The following is a 16,860-nucleotide window of genomic DNA, read 5'->3' as shown; positions in this document are numbered from 1 at the left end:
GGCTGAACGGTACGGACACCATGGCAAACACGCAGGATTGGCATACCGAGGAATACAGAGGCATAGAAGTGCATGTCTCGCCGCTGCCGCGCGACGACAACGGGACATCCTGGGACTACACGATACGCATTGCCGAACGCGGAGAGGATGCTGGCTCTGCAAGCGAGTTGAGCGCATCTTCCGGCGACGACTGCGACTTCCCGTCCGCCGACGCAGCGGTGGAAGCTGGTTTCAAGAAGGCTTACGAAATGGTTGACGCCATGCTGGCTTAGAGCTGATTTCATATTAGTGAACTGTCGCCTCAGCCCGCCTTGACGCGCATGGCAGCGTTGCTTGTCGCTTGTGTGGCCCGCCACACGGCGCTCCGCGCGCCTTGCCCTGCACGCCAAATCGACCCGCTTCTCCGCACACCAATATGAAATCCGCTCTAAGTTTCCTGCGCTCCTAAATCATTTCGAGCGGTTGTGCCGACTTCGGTGGAGGATAGCTGCGGTCCAGCGCAAGCAAATCTTCATCGTTCAGGATAAGATCCAGTGCAGCCCGATTCTCTCGTACATGCTGTGCGACGCCTGCCTTCGGTATCGCAATCATCCCCGGTCGCCTCAACACCCATGCCAGTGCTATCTGCGCAGGTGTGGCGCCACGGCGCTCCGCAATACGTTTTATTTCCGACGAATCAAGCAGGCGCCCCTGTTCCACCGGGGAGTACGCCATCACCGGAATGCCCCGTTTGTTACACCACGGAATAAGGTCATATTCGATTCCGCGCCGCGTCACGTTATACAGTACCTGATTGACAGCGGGTTGACGGTCGCCGGCAATCGCGGCCAGTTCCTCCATATCGGCAACATCGAAGTTGCTCACTCCCCAGTGCCGTATCTTGCCGTCGCGCGCCAACCTGTCAAATGCCTCAATCGTTTCTTCCAGCGGCACTTGTCCACGCCAGTGCAACAGATAGAGATCGAGGCAGTCGGTCCTGAGTCGCTTCAGGCTGGCTTCGCAGGCGGCGATAGTGCCCTTGAAGGAGGCATGATGTGGCAGTACCTTGCTGATGAGGAAGATATCGGCGCGGCGGCCGATGATCGCGTCGGCGACGACTTCTTCAGACAGTCCGTCTGCATACATCTCCGCCGTATCGATCAACGTCATCCCGAGATCAATGCCGGCCTGTAGTGCGGCGATTTCATGTTCCCGTTGCCGCCGGCTTTCGCCCATTTTCCAGGTGCCCTGGCCAAGTACGGGGATGGCTTCGCCGACGGGAAGTGTGGTGGTTCTCATGCTATGTGCGATGTTCAGGAAGTGGGTTTGTCTGCTGATGGTAAAGGCGCTTCATCGGGTCGCTCCGCCTGCGGCACATGCTGCTCGATGACGGCGTTGACTTCCGCGCCAAATAGCAGGGCGGCTGCCGAAATGAAAAAGAACAAGAGCAGTACCACGATGGTACCGATGCTGCCGTAGGTGGCGCTATAGTCGGCAAAGTTGCTGACATAATAATTGAAACCAATCGAGGCGACGATCCATGTTACGACAGCAATGACCGCGCCGGGCGTGATGAACTGGAACGGCTGTTTGACATTGGGCGCCACATGGTAGATCGCCGCGATGGAGAACGTCAGGAGAAACAGGGCGATCGGCCAGCGCAATATCGCCCATACCGTGACGAAGACCTGTTCCAGCCGGAACTGCACGGCGACCCACTGCATGGCTTGCGGACCGACAATCATGAGTGCGGCCGCAGCAACCAGCAATACGGCAAAACCGATTGTGTAAATAATGGACAAGGGATAGAGTTTCCACGCCGGCCTGGATTCCGGAACATCATAGGCAACGTTCAATGCATTGATGGTGGCGCGCACGGCAGCGGACGCCGTCCATAGCGCAACGATCACACCAAACGAGAGTACTCCGGTCTTCTGTTGCTGCAATTCGTCGATAACCTGGTTAACCGCACTCATGGATTGTTCGGGGAAGAACAACTGGGCATGTTCCCGTAACCAGTTGAAAAACTCGGAGAGGTGCAGAAAGCCAAGAAGCGCAATCAAAAAAATGATAAATGGAAAAATGGAAAATAAAACCTGATATGCCAGTGCCGACGCGTACGTCGTCATGTCATCAGCAAAAAAGTCACTGACCGACTTCTTGAGTACGACAAAGGGGTTAACTCCGCGAAATCCGCCGAGGCGCTTGTACCGGCGAGGCGACCGCGGCCGTTGAGGACCGCGGTCATGCCGCAGGGCACTGTCATTCAAAACAACCGCCACTGTCTACCCGCCTCAATGGTGCCGATGGTCCATGGCGCGCTTGGCGAAATAGGTGCCGGCGAGCACCGCACCAGCCGCGACCAGCATTGAGCTTGTCGGCAGCGAGCGTGCGGTATTGGACGCAATCTCCCCTGCACGTGGCGCCATCAGTTGCATGCGCCGTTTGGTCATTTGCATGCCAAGCTCGCCCAGTCGATCGGGAATCAGACGCTCCGCATCCGGGAGCAGCGTGGTTTCTTCATCAGCGACGTGATGCAGTACGTCGCGCATCAGTTCCATGAAAGTCTGGTCATAGATCGGATCGGTAGGTTCCATGCTACGCAATTGCCCGATCAGACGGCGCATCTCATTGTGCTCGGGAACGCTTTTGCCGACGATGGGGGTATCCGCGGCCAGATTGCGCATTGCCGGGTAAAAGATTTCCTCCTCCAGCTGTGCATGAATCTCCAGGGCAAGACATGCGGTACTTACCAGTGCCTTTTTCAGTTGCGGGCTGCTGCTGATTTCGTATTGGTGGAAGGTTTCCATCACCGAAGTATGGTCCATGCGGATCATGTTGGTGACGCTGGGGGAGAGTTTATCGGTAAAGGATTTCATCATGGCATTCTCCATTTTTCTAAATAACCGCCGCTGCGGACCGAAGGACTAGAGCAAACAACATACCCGCTGCTTTCAGGGTTTTTATGCGGACACTTCTGCAACAATCATGTTGCGTAGCCGGGCGTCCGGCATACGGCCAAAACCAGCCTGCATGTTGTCGACAACATGTCCCGGATTGGAAGTCGCGGGGATAGCACAGGTAATGGCGGGATGCGATATCACATACTTCAACAAAAGCTGTGCCCAACTGTGGCAATCGATTTCGCCTGCCCACGCCGGCAATGGTTTATTGCGAAGCCGACGGAACAGTTCGCCACTGGCAAACGGACGATTGGCTATGACTGCAATACCTTTATCCTTGGCGAAAGGTAGCAAGCGCTTTTCCGCTTCACGTTCGCCAACCGAGTAGTTGATCTGAATGAAGTCGACCGGATGGGTTTGTGCCACCCGTATCACATCATCCTGTGCGCTGGCCGTGTAGTGTGTAATGCCGATATAACGAACCCGGCCGTCACGCTTCCATTCACGTAGTGTGTCGAGATGCGTGTCGACATCGATCAGGTTATGGACCTGGATCAGATCAATAGGATTCGCGCGCAGCTTGCGCAGTGACTCCTGCATTTGCTTTACTCCGGCCGACTTGCCATGAGTCCATACTTTGGTGGCGACAAAGAGTTTTGGACGCAAGCCAAGTTGCGATGCAAGGTCGCCGGCGACATCCTCGGATCGACCGTACATTGGCGATGAATCAATGACGCTGCCGCCATGGTCTATAAACGTTTGCAACACCTTTTGCAGGGGAGCACGTTCGGCGCTTCCGCTGCCGACGTCAAAGGTTTGCCAGGTGCCCAGGCCGACGACTGGGAGCATCTCGTTCGAGGATGGTATCGGCCGCTTCAGTATGGCGTTGCCGGCCGGTGCCGAAGGCACTGCATGGGATGAATAGGCAACGATGCCCATGGTGCTGGTAATCAGCCGAAGCGCATCGCGTCTGTTCATGCCGTTCATCGCTTTCCTGTTCAAAAGCGGCCGTCCGCAGTATCGGACTGCGGGCGATGCAAACGCACGATTTCCTCGTCGGCGCTGGGTCCGGATGCCGGTGAAGGACGCGACAGTTGTTTCAGCGTGTCGTCAATATCCGCATCAGCACGGCTCGCCAGATCACCGATCGTGACCATCCCTACCAGTCGCATATCGCGGTCCAGAACGGGAATGCGCCGCACCTGCTGGTCTCGCATCTGCTGCAGGACTTCGTGAATGCTCTGGTCATCAAAGCACCAGCTTACCTCATCGGTCATTACTTCAGCGATACGGATTTCATCGGTCGAGCGGCTGCTTGTTGCCGCTCGAATCGTGATGTCGCGGTCCGTGATCATGCCAAGCAGGCGTTCCCCGTCGCATACCGGCAAGGCGCCTATATCCCAGTCACTCATGATCTGAGCCGCGTGCCGTACACTATCATGCGGACCTACCACGGTAACGTCGTGCGTCATGACCTGCGCAATGGTTTTCATCATGTCCTCCTTGTGGTTCTCTGTGCTGAAGTCACGGTGTGCAGCAGCGTCGAGCAGGCTTGTCACCTCGTCGTCACCGGTCTGTTCAAAATCCCGGTAATACACGCTTACTGCCCGGAAGTTATTGGGTATCAGAAGGCAGATGCCGTCGTCCGCATCTTCCTTCAGTGAGCAGTAAGTGTCAGCAGGCGCCACCGGCAGTGCAAACAGCACCTCTCTGACCTGCATGCCAGCCATCGCACGCAATGCCGCTTTCATGCTGCTGCCGGTCGCCGCGCCATCGTCCACCAGCAGAACCGTGCGGTTGATGACTGCCACCGGATCCCGCCCCCCGCAATAGATGCGGCGACGGCGCGCAATTTCGTCCAGTTGCCGCCGCACTTCCTGGTCGAGATATTCACGGCTGGGATGAAATCGCTCCAGTACATCCTGGTTCATTATCTGGATAGGCGGATCACCATCTACCAAGGCGCCAAGGCCGATTTCTGGCCATCCCGGCGCTGGAATCTTGCGTACCAGAAGAACATCGAGCGGCGCATGCAGCGCGTTCGCGACCTCATAACCTACGGGGACGCCTCCTCGCGGAAGCGCAAGCACCACCGGTTGGCGTTTTCTCAGAAAAGCCGTTGCCGCTGCCAGCTGCCGTCCGGCATCCCTGCGGTCCTGAAAACGAGCTTGGTTCATGATGGCATCCTTTGAGCAATTGCTCAGAACGATGCGGCTGCAAGATGTCTGCCAACCGCTAGTTGGTGAGCGACGCCAGAGCAGAAACGGTCCCTATACATCTTTACAGTCGAAATGTACAAAGTACAAACAATGCCAGGCGTAAGGCTAGTGAACTTGTCGCCATGTGGAAATTTGAAACCGCCTGGAACTAACAAAATCGACAAGTACCAAAGAACCTCCCACTGTTGCATTCAAAGGAGATGTTATGCAAGCAACTCAGCTCAGAGACCGATTCAATCAAGTGGAACAATGCATCGATAATGCTGCCCAGATGTGCGAGATGAGCAGCGACGTGCCGGATCGCCTGCGGACATGCCTGACCGAACTGGAGCAGGAATCGGACCACGCCATTCAGGCGGCCGAACAGGGGCAGGCGCAGGAACAGATCCGGCAGTGTGTGTCCAAACTGGAAAAAATCGGCGACCGAGCCATGCAGGCCTGCAGCCAAAGTGACTATATTGACGTTCAATTGCAAAATGCGGTTCGTCAGGCGCGCAAGGCGATTTCCAGCCTGAAACAACAGCTTCATTAAGCAGTCCCGCGGTGCGGTCATGAACCGCACTGATCGCTGATGATGGATTAAGGCAACGCCGCCCCGACCCATTTTCAGAATAGGGGTGGGCGCGGCGTTCCACGCTTATGTGGCGTGGCGACACGGCACTCCAGGCGCTCCGCGTTTACCGCGACCATTAAAGCAATCCGCTACGCCGTGCACCTCGTTGAAATTAGCTCTGGCGTAACAACGCGTTACATCCCCAAGGCCAATGCCTGTTAAAGTTGCGTTGCCTGAGATATTTAAAATAAGGGGATAATGTTGGCCAGTAAGTCGCGCAATTCTTCAACTTCGCGAAAAAAATCAAGTACGTCGCTTTCCAGCCGCCTGTTGCAGGTCGGCGCAGTCCTCTTTGCCTCGTTTATCCTTGTCGGTCTGATTCTGTTTGGTTATGTGGTGCTGTTTGTCAAGCCCAACCTTCCTTCGCTGGATGCGCTAATCGATTACCGGCCTAAAATGCCTCTGCGTGTCTATACCGCGGATGATGTGCTGATCGGTGAATTTGGTGAAGAAAGGCGCGATTTCGTACCCATCGCGCAAATGCCGCCGGTAATGATCAAGGCATTGCTGGCCATCGAGGATGACCGTTTCTACGAACATGGCGGCGTCGATTACATCGGCGTGCTCCGCGCCGGACTGGCGAACCTACGGTCAAGTCGCGCACAAGGCGCGTCCACTATTACGATGCAGGTCGCGCGTACCTTCTTCCTGTCACGGAAAAAAACCTATGGCCGCAAGATTCACGAGATCGTGCTGGCCTATGAGATTGAACAGCGTCTGTCGAAAGACCAGATTCTCGAGCTCTACATGAATCAGATTTACCTCGGCGAGCGTGCCTACGGATTCGGCAGCGCTGCGCGGGTTTATTTTGGCAAGTCGATCAAGGACCTGACTGTTGCCGAAGCCGCGATGCTGGCGGGTCTGCCAAAGGCGCCCGCCGCCAATAATCCAGTTGTCAATCCGACACGGGCCAAACAGCGCCAACAGTACATTCTCAAGCGCATGCATGAACTCGGCTATATCAGCCCTGAACAGTACGCGAAATCGGCAAAAGAAAACCTGGCGGTGCGCAGCGACCGTCGTCGTTTCAATACCCATGCCGAATATGTCGCCGAGGCCGTCCGTCAATACATGGTCGAGCAGTACAAGGACGACGTTTATACCCATGGTTACAGCGTCTACACCTCGATCACCAGCACCGAACAGAATGCTGCCTATGATGCTTTGCGCCGTGGCGTGATGGATTACGATCGCCGACACGGCTATCGCGGTCCCGAGGCTTACATCGACCTGCCGCGTGCGGGAGACGAGCGCGATCAACTGATTTCCGACACTCTGCTCAAACATCCTGACAGCGATGAATTGCAATCGGCAGTTGTCACCAGCGCCTCGTCCCGACTGGTGCGTGCCGGCCTGCTGTCCGGCGATGAGATTGAAATCACCGGCGACGGCTTGCGCTTTGCCGCTTCTGCACTGAGTGGAAAAGGGCAAAACCGCATCAAGCCGGGAGCGGTGATCCGTGTCGTACGTGACGCAAAGAAGAAATGGTGGATTTCACAGCTGCCGGAAGTGTCCGCTGCCTTCGTATCCATGAATGCTCAGAATGGCGCCCTGCGCGCCATGGTGGGTGGTTTTGATTTCGAACTGAACCAGTTTGATCATGTGAACCAGGCATGGCGTCAACCTGGCTCGACCATCAAGCCTTTCATTTATTCGGCCGCGCTGGAAAAGGGCTTTTCGCCCGGGACTGTCGTCAACGATGTCCCTCTGATCATTGACGCTTCCGAAACCGGCAGCCAGTCCTGGGAGCCGCAGAACGATGACGGCCGGTACGATGGCCCGGTGACGATGCGTACCGGTCTCAAGCGATCGAAGAACCTGGTATCGATCCGCATCCTGCAATCGATCACGCCTGCCTACGCCCAGCAGTACTTGACCCGTTTCGGATTCGACGCCGACAAGCATCCGGCAAACCTGACCATGACCCTTGGTACCGGTTCTGTGACGCCGATACAGATGGTCAAAGGCTATGCCGTGTTCGCTAATGGCGGCTACCAGGTCACACCCTACCTGATCGAAAAAATTCTCGACAACCGCGGGAACGTACTGAACCAGTCCAATCCGGTCATGGCAGGTCAGGAAGCCAACCGGGTAATCGATCCCCGCAACGCCTACATCATGGATTCGATGATGCGTGAAGTGGTAAACGGCGGGACCGGTACCGCCGCCAGCCAGAGGCTCGGCCGGCGCGATCTGGCGGGCAAGACTGGCACCACCAACGATGCGATGGATGGCTGGTTCGCGGGGTATGGCGGTGACGTTGTCGGTGTCGCCTGGATGGGCTACGACAAGCCACGGTCTCTTGGTGGCAGGGAATTCGGCGGTACGGTCGCATTGCCGATCTGGGTCGACTATATGCGTACAACGCTGAAGGGCAAAGGTTCGTTCGAACGCTCTATCCCTGAAGGCATCGTACAGGCAGAAGGCGACCTGATGTACCGTGAATACGTCAACGGCAATGGGGTTGCCGCTGTCGGTGTCGAACAATCGCGCAGTTTCTGGGACCGCCTGTTTGGGTCGCGTCCATTTGCACCGTCTGCACCGCCGGGTACGGCGGGACCATCAACGGTGCCTGCGGAACGACCTCGCTCACAAGCTGACGACAATATGTACCGTGGAGGACAATAGAAAGTAAGGCACGCAGGTTCGTTCTAGTTAGACAGCTTGCGTGAGCGTGAAGAGGGTGTTCGAAAGTGATGAAAAATGGACATATCGAAATTACTGTTTATTTATACAGTAGTTGTGGTACAGTAATAGCTCATTAACGCTTTCGGATAATAAGGAGAACTACCATGGCTCACCTGAACAACCCCTTCAGCCCGCGTTTTGGACTTGAGTACGCTCCAACCTCGTTCCTGGTTCGGTTCGGCAATCGTGAACTGTTCGTTTGCCGCGATTTCCGCAAGCGTTATTACAAAGTTAATCCGATTCTGGATTGCAGCACGGGTATCGAAGCAGGGCACGTTGAATTGCTGCTGCTGCGTCGCTGGTTGGTGATTTTATCCCGCGCTCGCTAATTTGATTGCATGGGAACTGGCCAAGGCTGTCATTTCAAGGAATGGACCCTGATCATAAACATTCCCTCACCGAAGCCAAAGCCAAGTCCTGAGCGTTTTACCCAAAGAACCAGTAACAGACGCCGATCGACGCCACGACTCCGGCAAGGTCCGCCAGCAAGGCGCAACCGACAGCGTGCCGTACACGCTGTATGCCGACGGCACCAAAATATACCGCAACGACATAGAAAGTCGTTTCGGTGCTGCCCTGGACGGTGGCGGCAACCAGTGCCGGAAAGCTGTCCACTCCACTGGTTTTCATGAGTTCGATCAGCATCGCGCGTGCTGCGCTGCCTGAGAAGGGCTTAACCAAAGCGGTCGGCAATGCATCCACGAAGCGCGTATCCCATCCGGCGGCCTGCACGATATATCGGAGACCTTCCAGCAGCATATCAAGTGCACCTGAGGCGCGCAGCACCCCGACTGCGCACAACATGGCGACCAGATAAGGAAGGAGATTGCGGGCGACTTCAAAGCCTTCCTTTGCGCCTTCTATAAAACTTTCATACACCGGCACCCGTCGGATCGCGCCTACAACAAGAAACAGCAGAATCAGGCTAAACAACACCACATTCCCCAACAGAGAGGAAAGGGCGGAAAGCGCCAATGCCGACATGCTGGCCATCGCAGTCACGGCAGCGGCAAATACCAGCGCCGTTCCTCCAAGCCAGGCAAATACCACTGGATCCCACAATCTCAGGCGTTGCATGAAAGCGACGGAAAAGAAACCCGCCGCAGTCGAGGCAGCTGTCGCGAGAAGAATCGGAAGAAATACCAATGTTGGATTTTCGGCACCCTGTTGCGTGCGGTACATAAAGATCGAAACCGGCAAGAGCGTGAGCGAGGACGCGTTCAACACGAGAAAAAGGATCTGTGCATTACTGGCTGATGCCGGGTTGGGATTCAGGTCCTGAAGTGCCCGCATCGCCTTCAAACCGATAGGTGTGGCTGCGTTATCGAGGCCGAGCGCATTCGCGGTGAAATTCAAGGTAATCAGGCCCAGGGCCGGATGGCCGGCTGGAACTTCCGGCATTAGCCGACGGAAGAGGGGCGACAGGAGCCGCGCCAGCAAGTCTATTAGTGAAGCCTTTTCTGCAATTTTTAGGAAGCCTAACCATAAGGTTAACGTACCGAATAGCAGGATCATCACATCGACAGACAGCTTTGCCATCGAAAACAAACTTTCAGCGACGGCCGCAAAGGCGGCGGCATCACCGGACATCAGCAGGCGGACTGATGCGGTCAGTGCGGCAATGATGAAAAATCCAAGCCAAAGGCCGTTCAGCATAACTTCCTTTCATTGGTAGACAACCGGTCAAGTTCATACTTCGTGTCCGCGTAAAGCCACAAGGCAATTGCCATGGGATGCCATGGCGCGGCCGGCACGAAGAATAACATTCACCGTGTCAATATGGAGCGGTGCCGAGGACCAAAGTGTGTTGCGGATTGTTAGGCAAGTCACAACGTGAGCAAATCTCTATTAACAGAGCGCACGATCAAAATCCCGCCGGCCAGTGCGCCTTGCCATCTCATCTCGATGTGAACTCGCAGCAGCAAGGCCGCGCGACATTCGAAAAACAGGTACGGTACCCTTGCTATAAAAGCGCAGATGCAATGTGGACCAAATTAAGTCGCCTGAAATGATAAATATTAATCAATATTTTGAATTGGCTAATTTGGTGTACGGAGATAGCCTGGAAGGCAGCACCTTGTAATTCAGAAGTAGTGCGGTGCAACGCGTGCGGATCACAGGATATCGGTGTGCCCGGCATCAACGGCCGTCTGAATTATTAATCATGACGCGGCATTAAGCCGTGCGTCCCTCATCCGCTTTGTTCGGATCCATAAAGCACACGGCGATGCATCACGCCCGCCGTATGCTTTATAGATGTTAGCCGAACCTTCCTTCCAAAAGGAGGCAACGCTTGCCGCTTCGTCCGATGCCAATACAATGCCGTCCGAATAAGAGCATTGCATCAAAGCACGCAAGATTGCGTGCTCGCCTATTTTCTGCGGTCTACTCACCGTTACGGCAGGGATTCCAAAAAACACAATGGCGGAAGAAAAGCACGAAGACGCTTGACCTTGCCGCGTTAGGTTAGGGGGGCTATCTAGCATCGTGGATATGGTTGGACAAACTGAAACTGCATAAAGATATGGAACAGAAATGCGCTACGACTTTGACCGCACCATTGATTCTTCTCCGGTGGACCTTTAACAGGCGCTGATCGCTATTGATTCCGCGCCAAGTAGTGCAACTTTTTCTAAAGCATGCCTACGCCGCTCATCAATAAAGAAAGTGAATAGAACATGGCAAAAATGGATGGGATCTATCGAAATACATTACTTATTTTTTGTGCTTAGGATTGTTAGAGTAAATTCAATGCCAATTATGGAGGTGGCAACCGGACAAATGGCTTAGAGGTCACGGCCAGTCCGTTGGAATGTTCAGACTGTTCCTTAACGCAACGAGTTAATGCCTTTGTCGCCAACGATCGGCAATCGCCAGCTAAGCAATCAGCACCTTGAGCATCGCCTGACAAAGGCGTTGAACTATCGGCTAACGTTCCGGTACGACGCGATGAAAAGATGAAATGGATCCTAGGGAGGAATGGAGTGATGAAAGTATCGTCGCGTTCCGAATTTGAGCCAGCAAAGTCGTCAATTATTAGAATGCCGTCATTCACTCTGCTGGCAGGCGTCGTGATTCTAGGCTTCTTCCTACTGGCCCTCATGAGCCAAAATCCCCAGCACCCATGGGGAGACGACTGGGCACAGTATGTTTTGCATGCTCAGAATATATTAACTGGGAACGCGTATGCGGACACGGGCTATCTGTTCAATCCCGATTTTCCCAACGTCGGACCTCCAACTTATCCGCCTGGCCTGCCGCTGTTACTCGTTCCGACATTAGCCGCGTACGGAGTCAATATTCTGGCTTTTAAAATCGTCAGCCTGGTTTGCACAGTACTAGCGCTATTGGTGGCTTTTCGCCTGCTCTCCGTCGTAGTCGGCCAAGATAACGCTTTGATCACGATTTTGGTGCTGACACTTCACCCTTATGTCTGGGAGCTTGGGCAAACAATCAGCTCAGAGGCTCCTTACCTGCTGTTTAACCTAGCCGTCCTGTGGTGGGCGGTGCGTCCGGTCTCACGTGGTGCCGCTGCAATTGCTGCTGGGATGCTACTGGGCCTTCTCATCTTCTACAGTGTCAGCGTCCGGTCGATCGGCATCACACTGCTTCCTGCCGTCATCATCTATGGATGGGCGCATCGCAAGCCATTAGCGTGGTTGATGGCGACAGCGATCACTTTGGCAGTGATGATATGGCTGCAAAGTAGATTTCTGGTCCAGCCGACCGTCTATGAAAATGAACTTAAGGTGCCGACGATCGGCCTGCTTGTGGGCAACGCCTATGGTTACTTGAATGCGTTGTCACGCTGGTTTCCATTGCCAGCAGGACTAGGCATCGTATCGGCCACTGCAGTGGCAGTGCTAGCCGCCGTTGGCGCATGGAGCATATGCATGCGACCGCAGGCCGCAAATGGCCCGGCAGCGACGGGCGTGCGAGCAATCGCGGCTCGCGTGCCTCTTGTGCTCTGGTATCTCGCTTTCTATTTGGGAGCACTGTGGGTAGCCGCAATCGTTCCCGATGCGCGCTACCTGCTACCCGTGATGCCAATCATTATCGGTTTTGCCGTCGCCGGTGCAGCTTTCGTTTTTCGCCGCTTTTCAGCGTCGAGATCAATCACACTGGCGGCGGTGGTTTTGCTGGCGGCTTATTGCGCCGCGCTGCACTTCCGGGCGTCAAACATCGACTTCCGGGAATCGAGCGTTGAAGTGGCCACTTGCGGTCCATGCTTGGAAATGTTTACGTTCGTGCGCACGACAACACCATCGACTTCCGTGGTCATGTTCGTCAAGCCTCGTGCTATGGCCTTGCTAGGCGAACGTCCGTCCTGGCGTCCGGCGAATCGCTACACGCTGGAAGAACTGCAGCGCAATATGAGGGAAAGGCGAATCGATATCGTAGTGACTGGCGCACCAGGGAGCAAATTCTCAGAACTATTTCCCCCATCGGAAGCGCAGGCCCAGCTCATTCGCGGCTCAACGACGCAACTGCTGTTTCGAAACAGCATGTTTGACGTCATTCAATTCAATCCCGTGGAAGCAGCGCATTGAACGTTAGTTTTCCTTTAACCCAACTGAAGTTAGCCGACTCGTCATGTCAAATATCGCCATTCTCATTCCTTGTTACAACGAAGAAGCGGCCATTTCGAAAGTCGTCACAGACTTCCGCCGCGCGTTACCGCAGGCTTTGATCTACGTCTATGACAACAACTCCAGCGACCGCACCGTGGAGTTTGCAAAAGCTGCTGGCGCAATTGTGCGCAGTGAGCCATTGCAGGGCAAGGGTAACGTGGTGCGACGGATGTTCGCCGACATAGAGGCCGACATTTACGTCCTGGTCGATGGCGACGACACCTATGACGCGGCTTCTGCGCCAAAAATGGTCCAGGCACTCCAGCGCAACTCGCTCGATATGGTCAACGGCGCGCGGGTCACTACGATTGAGCAAGCGTACAGACCGGGGCATCGTTTCGGCAACTGGATGCTAACCAGTATGGTGGGATGGACCTTCGGCAACCGCTTTACTGACATGCTCTCCGGCTATCGTGTCATGTCACGCCGTTACGTCAAAAGCTTTCCCGCACTTGCCACCGGTTTTGAGACGGAAACCGAACTCACCGTGCACGCCCTCGAATTGCGTATGCCGATCACCGAGATTGCCACGCCCTACAAGGATCGACCTTTAGGCTCGGTAAGCAAACTGAATACCTTCCGCGACGGCTTTCGTATACTTTGGACCATCGCCGTACTAGTAAAGGAAGAACGCCCTATACAGCTCTTCTCAACATTGGCAGCGATCTTGGCAATGCTCGCGATCGTGTTCATCGCTCCAGTTCTGTTCACTTTTTGGGAAACCGGATTGGTGCCGCGATTACCTACCGCCGTGCTATCAACGGGATTGATGCTCCTGAGTTTTCTCAGTCTTACCTGCGGACTGATCCTCGATACGGTCACGCGCGGGCGACGCGAGATGAAGCGCATGCGCTATCTCGATATTCCCGCCGAACATATCAAGACCAATGAACTGTCCGCTTTGCAGTCTGTTTCTTAAGTTCGGCGCGGTCGGGTCACTCGGCTTTATTGTCGACCTCGCCTTTCTTTATCTGGGCATTTACGTGTTCAGCTTGAGCCCGGTTCACGCGGCGCTATTTTCTTATCCTTTTGCAGTCACTTTTACTTGGGCGGGAAACCGCTACTTCACTTTTAAGGAAACATCACGCCAACCCATGATGAGGCAGTGGGCCGTGTTCGCTGTCAGCTGCACGCTCGGGCTTATATTCAATCGAGGCACCTATACTCTACTTATTTCGACCATTCCCTTGGTCTACAACCATCCGGGCATTGGCCTCGTGGCTGGTACGGCAGCGGGCATGCTCGTTAACTTTTTACTGGCCCGCAATCTGGTTTTCGTCCGATCCACTCCTCATAACTGAATCCCCACCGTCGTTGTCTGAGTGCACTGCCAAAATACGCAAGCTATCGCATAAAAGCGAAATTCATAGATACGACATCATCAACGCCTGTATCGCCAATACAATGCTAGCGCGCAGGGCAACGGGGAGGGCAAATGACAAGTAATTATTTAAATCCGTTTCGAGGATCTGTTCCCTTTGAATATGTCTGCTCGATCTTGAGTGCAGTAATGATTTCACGCAGCTTGCGATCGAGGGTACGTAAGCAGCCAGCGCTGCAAAAGAAAACAAGCAACTGATCGCCGACTCGGTGGCGAAGGTGGATCTTGGTAGCAAGCTGCTCGAACCGGTCGGTGCCACGATGAATGAAGTGATTGACAACGTCAAGCGCGTCATCGACATCATGGGCGAGATCATGGCGGCCAGCAATAAACAAATCGTCGGCATCAAGCAAGTTACTCGGGTAATCGTCGATATGGACCAAGCCAAGCAGCAGAATCCTGCTTCATAAAGCATGGAGGATCGGAAACTATCGAGGTTGGTCAGTACCTTTAAGCTTGAAGTTCATTCGGCCACGCCGGCATTGCTGCCTACGTCCGCAGCAAAGCTGCTGCCCCATACTGCTACATCCAAAACCTGATCGGGAACTCGTCGCAGCAGCGCCTGATGCAGGCGTAGATTCGTCAGACTGCTTTTCTAATTCCAGCGGCATTGCTTATCGAAAGATAACAATGCCGTTTTTCTTTTGTATGCGATGCATTGCAAATAGGGAAAGCATAAGTAGTGGGCAAACAGGCTTATCAGAGTTACAGCGATTTGCGAAGAAGAATTTCGCTATCGCAACTATGGAACGAATAAAAATTTTTTTCCTAAAATCAATGTTGAATTCAAGAACTATCTGAGTTTCCTCCCATCAAAACGGGAGATGTGTAGATTTGCAGCAACAATGATTAGTGACAAATTTTCCCGTGTTCCCGTTTCACTCAGCTTCGCAAAGCAGAGTAAATGCAAAGAGCGCACCTCCATCCGGCAACGCAAAGACAGTAGTCATGCGTATGTCGATCCAGACGGCTGGTAATCGTTAGCGCGCCGCCAAGGCTCATCAAACCGATTTCACCAAAAGGAAAGCTATCCGGCAATGCGGAGGATCTTTATCGCGCCAACGCCTTTCGGGTAGCACCGCAAGTAGGAAAGAAGTGTTTCAGAAAGCCGCAGAAGACGGTAGCACCCATTCGTTTGACATACTTAGGGAACCAACTTGAATCGTTTATCCACATCCTTCACACCGGTACATAAAGCATTGCTGCTTAGCGGCTTGTTCATGGCGCCATTTTCAATGGCCCAGACCGCATCAGCGCCAGCGTCAACCACATCATGGGTTCGCTGCGCACCCGAAAAAGGTACCTGCAATTTCACCGGTACACGACAAGTGCGCTATGGCCTGAACGGCACTTACGCCTATCGTACTGCAACCGGTTCCATCGCCTGTAATAATGCAACCTTCGGCGATCCTCTGCCGGGCACCATTAAGGCTTGCGACTACGCGTCGACGACAACTTCGGCACCAGCACCGGCACCGACACCGGCACCAGCACCAGCACCAGCACCAGCACCAGCACCAGCACCAGCACCAGCACCGGCACCAGCACCGTCATGGGTTCGCTGCGCACCCGAAAAAGGTACCTGCAATTTCACCGGTACACGTCAAGTGCGCTATGGCCTGAACGGCACCTACGCCTATCGTACTGCAACCGGTTCCATCGCCTGTAATAATGCAACCTTCGGCGATCCTCTGCCGGGCACCATTAAGGCTTGCGACTACGCGTCGACGACAACTTCGACCCCGGCACCTGCACCTGCACCGGCACCAGCACCGGCACCGGCACCAGCACCGGCACCAGCACCGGCACCGGCACCAGCACCGGCACCGGCACCGGCACCAGCACCAGCACCAGCACCAGCACCAGCACCAGCACCGTCATGGGTTCGCTGCGCACCCGAAAAAGGTACCTGCAATTTCACCGGTACACGTCAAGTGCGCTATGGCCTGAACGGCACCTACGCCTATCGTACTGCAACCGGTTCCATCGCCTGTAATAATGCAACCTTCGGCGATCCTCTGCCGGGCACCATTAAGGCTTGCGACTACGCGTCGACGACAACTTCGACCCCAGCACCGGCACCGGCACCAACACCAACACCGGCACCAGCACCGGCACCAACACCAACACCGGCACCAGCACCAGCACCAGCACCAGCCGGTCCGCTGGGTTCGGTCAGCTACACCACTAGCACGGCGCAGATCACCAATCCAGAACGTGGCTTCTACCGTTACGTTGACTGCAACTATGGCGTGAGCCAGTCAGAGCTGCAGAGCTACCGCAATGGAGGCAATACGCTGGTGTATTGCATCGTCAACCTGAGCAGCTTCATCAATTCGCCGATCAGCCAGACACAGCTGGACCTGTTCCAGCGCCGCATGGATGAGTTCCGTAGCGCCGGCCTCAAGGCCATTCCGCGCTTCGTCTACAGCGAGAACGAAGGTGG

At 54.7% G+C, this 16,860-nt stretch carries 17 protein-coding genes; 9 read left to right on the top strand and 8 right to left on the bottom strand.

Features of this window, described 5'->3' with window-relative positions:
• The first annotated feature begins 20 nt into the window (after positions 1–20).
• Entirely contained in the window at positions 21–272 is a 252-nt protein-coding gene (locus ACFQUU_RS17895; protein ID WP_382249434.1) for a hypothetical protein, read from the top strand.
• 172 nt (positions 273–444) lie between these two features.
• Here the strand turns inward: ACFQUU_RS17895 and ACFQUU_RS17890 are convergent, their stop codons facing one another.
• The 5 genes from ACFQUU_RS17890 to ACFQUU_RS17870 form a co-directional block, all read right to left on the bottom strand.
• Positions 445–1,290, bottom strand: a complete 846-nt coding sequence (locus tag ACFQUU_RS17890) for an aldo/keto reductase (RefSeq protein ID WP_382249612.1) — start codon at positions 1,288–1,290, stop codon at positions 445–447.
• Positions 1,291–1,292: 2 nt separating this feature from the next.
• Positions 1,293–2,261, bottom strand: coding sequence for a YihY/virulence factor BrkB family protein (locus tag ACFQUU_RS17885; RefSeq protein WP_382249433.1), 969 nt, complete (start codon positions 2,259–2,261; stop codon positions 1,293–1,295).
• A gap of 12 nt (positions 2,262–2,273) precedes the next feature.
• Complete coding sequence (locus ACFQUU_RS17880) at positions 2,274–2,861, bottom strand: hemerythrin domain-containing protein (RefSeq protein WP_382249431.1); 588 nt, start codon at positions 2,859–2,861, stop codon at positions 2,274–2,276.
• An 81-nt stretch (positions 2,862–2,942) separates the two neighbouring features.
• The gene (locus ACFQUU_RS17875; protein ID WP_382249429.1) at positions 2,943–3,860 is read right to left on the bottom strand and encodes an aldo/keto reductase; all 918 of its coding nucleotides are present in this window, start codon (positions 3,858–3,860) and stop codon (positions 2,943–2,945) included.
• 20 nt (positions 3,861–3,880) lie between these two features.
• A complete protein-coding gene (locus ACFQUU_RS17870; protein ID WP_382249427.1) occupies positions 3,881–5,059 on the bottom strand; it encodes a CBS domain-containing protein in 1,179 nt (392 codons plus the stop codon).
• Between the two features lie 322 nt (positions 5,060–5,381).
• Between ACFQUU_RS17870 and ACFQUU_RS17865 the strand changes: the two genes are divergently transcribed.
• The 3 genes from ACFQUU_RS17865 to ACFQUU_RS17855 all read left to right on the top strand — a co-directional run bounded on the left by ACFQUU_RS17865 (position 5,382) and on the right by ACFQUU_RS17855 (position 8,731).
• Positions 5,382–5,633 carry a hypothetical protein gene (locus ACFQUU_RS17865; RefSeq protein WP_382249426.1) on the top strand — a complete coding sequence of 84 codons (252 nt, stop codon included), beginning with the start codon at positions 5,382–5,384 and terminating at the stop codon, positions 5,631–5,633.
• 279 nt (positions 5,634–5,912) lie between these two features.
• Entirely contained in the window at positions 5,913–8,342 is a 2,430-nt protein-coding gene (locus tag ACFQUU_RS17860; protein ID WP_382249425.1) for a penicillin-binding protein 1A, read from the top strand.
• Between the two features lie 164 nt (positions 8,343–8,506).
• The gene (locus ACFQUU_RS17855) at positions 8,507–8,731 is read left to right on the top strand and encodes a hypothetical protein (RefSeq protein WP_382249424.1); all 225 of its coding nucleotides are present in this window, start codon (positions 8,507–8,509) and stop codon (positions 8,729–8,731) included.
• Positions 8,732–8,828: 97 nt separating this feature from the next.
• Here ACFQUU_RS17855 and ACFQUU_RS17850 read toward each other — a convergent pair whose 3' ends face one another.
• On the bottom strand, positions 8,829–10,058 hold the full coding sequence (locus ACFQUU_RS17850; RefSeq protein WP_382249422.1) for a nucleoside recognition domain-containing protein: 1,230 nt from the start codon (positions 10,056–10,058) through the stop codon (positions 8,829–8,831).
• A 1,331-nt stretch (positions 10,059–11,389) separates the two neighbouring features.
• Here ACFQUU_RS17850 and ACFQUU_RS17845 point away from each other — a divergent pair.
• The 4 genes from ACFQUU_RS17845 (at position 11,390) to ACFQUU_RS17830 (ending at position 14,824) form a co-directional block, all read left to right on the top strand.
• On the top strand, positions 11,390–12,952 hold the full coding sequence (locus tag ACFQUU_RS17845) for a hypothetical protein (protein ID WP_382249421.1): 1,563 nt from the start codon (positions 11,390–11,392) through the stop codon (positions 12,950–12,952).
• A gap of 43 nt (positions 12,953–12,995) precedes the next feature.
• A complete protein-coding gene (locus ACFQUU_RS17840) occupies positions 12,996–13,952 on the top strand; it encodes a glycosyltransferase family 2 protein (protein WP_382249419.1) in 957 nt (318 codons plus the stop codon).
• Positions 13,921–14,334, top strand: a complete 414-nt coding sequence (locus ACFQUU_RS17835) for a GtrA family protein (RefSeq protein WP_382249417.1) — start codon at positions 13,921–13,923, stop codon at positions 14,332–14,334. Before ACFQUU_RS17840 ends, ACFQUU_RS17835 begins: the two co-directional genes overlap by 32 nt.
• Before the next feature lie 298 nt (positions 14,335–14,632).
• Entirely contained in the window at positions 14,633–14,824 is a 192-nt protein-coding gene (locus ACFQUU_RS17830; protein WP_382249416.1) for a hypothetical protein, read from the top strand.
• A 1,015-nt stretch (positions 14,825–15,839) separates the two neighbouring features.
• Here the strand turns inward: ACFQUU_RS17830 and ACFQUU_RS17825 are convergent.
• Complete coding sequence (locus ACFQUU_RS17825; RefSeq protein ID WP_382249415.1) at positions 15,840–15,968, bottom strand: hypothetical protein; 129 nt, start codon at positions 15,966–15,968, stop codon at positions 15,840–15,842.
• A gap of 150 nt (positions 15,969–16,118) precedes the next feature.
• Positions 16,119–16,295, bottom strand: a complete 177-nt coding sequence (locus ACFQUU_RS17820) for a hypothetical protein (protein ID WP_382249414.1) — start codon at positions 16,293–16,295, stop codon at positions 16,119–16,121.
• A gap of 53 nt (positions 16,296–16,348) precedes the next feature.
• Here ACFQUU_RS17820 and ACFQUU_RS17815 point away from each other — a divergent pair.
• Positions 16,349–16,860 (top strand): DUF4874 domain-containing protein (locus ACFQUU_RS17815; RefSeq protein ID WP_382249413.1); only part of this gene is annotated, 512 nt, incomplete at its 3' end.

Origin of the sequence: Herbaspirillum sp. GCM10030257 (genome assembly GCF_042666555.1) — a bacterium.
Lineage (GTDB): Bacteria > Pseudomonadota > Gammaproteobacteria > Burkholderiales > Burkholderiaceae_D > Noviherbaspirillum.
The sequence above is the reverse complement of the archived record's forward strand: the minus strand, read 5'-3'. Positions and strand labels throughout refer to the sequence as shown.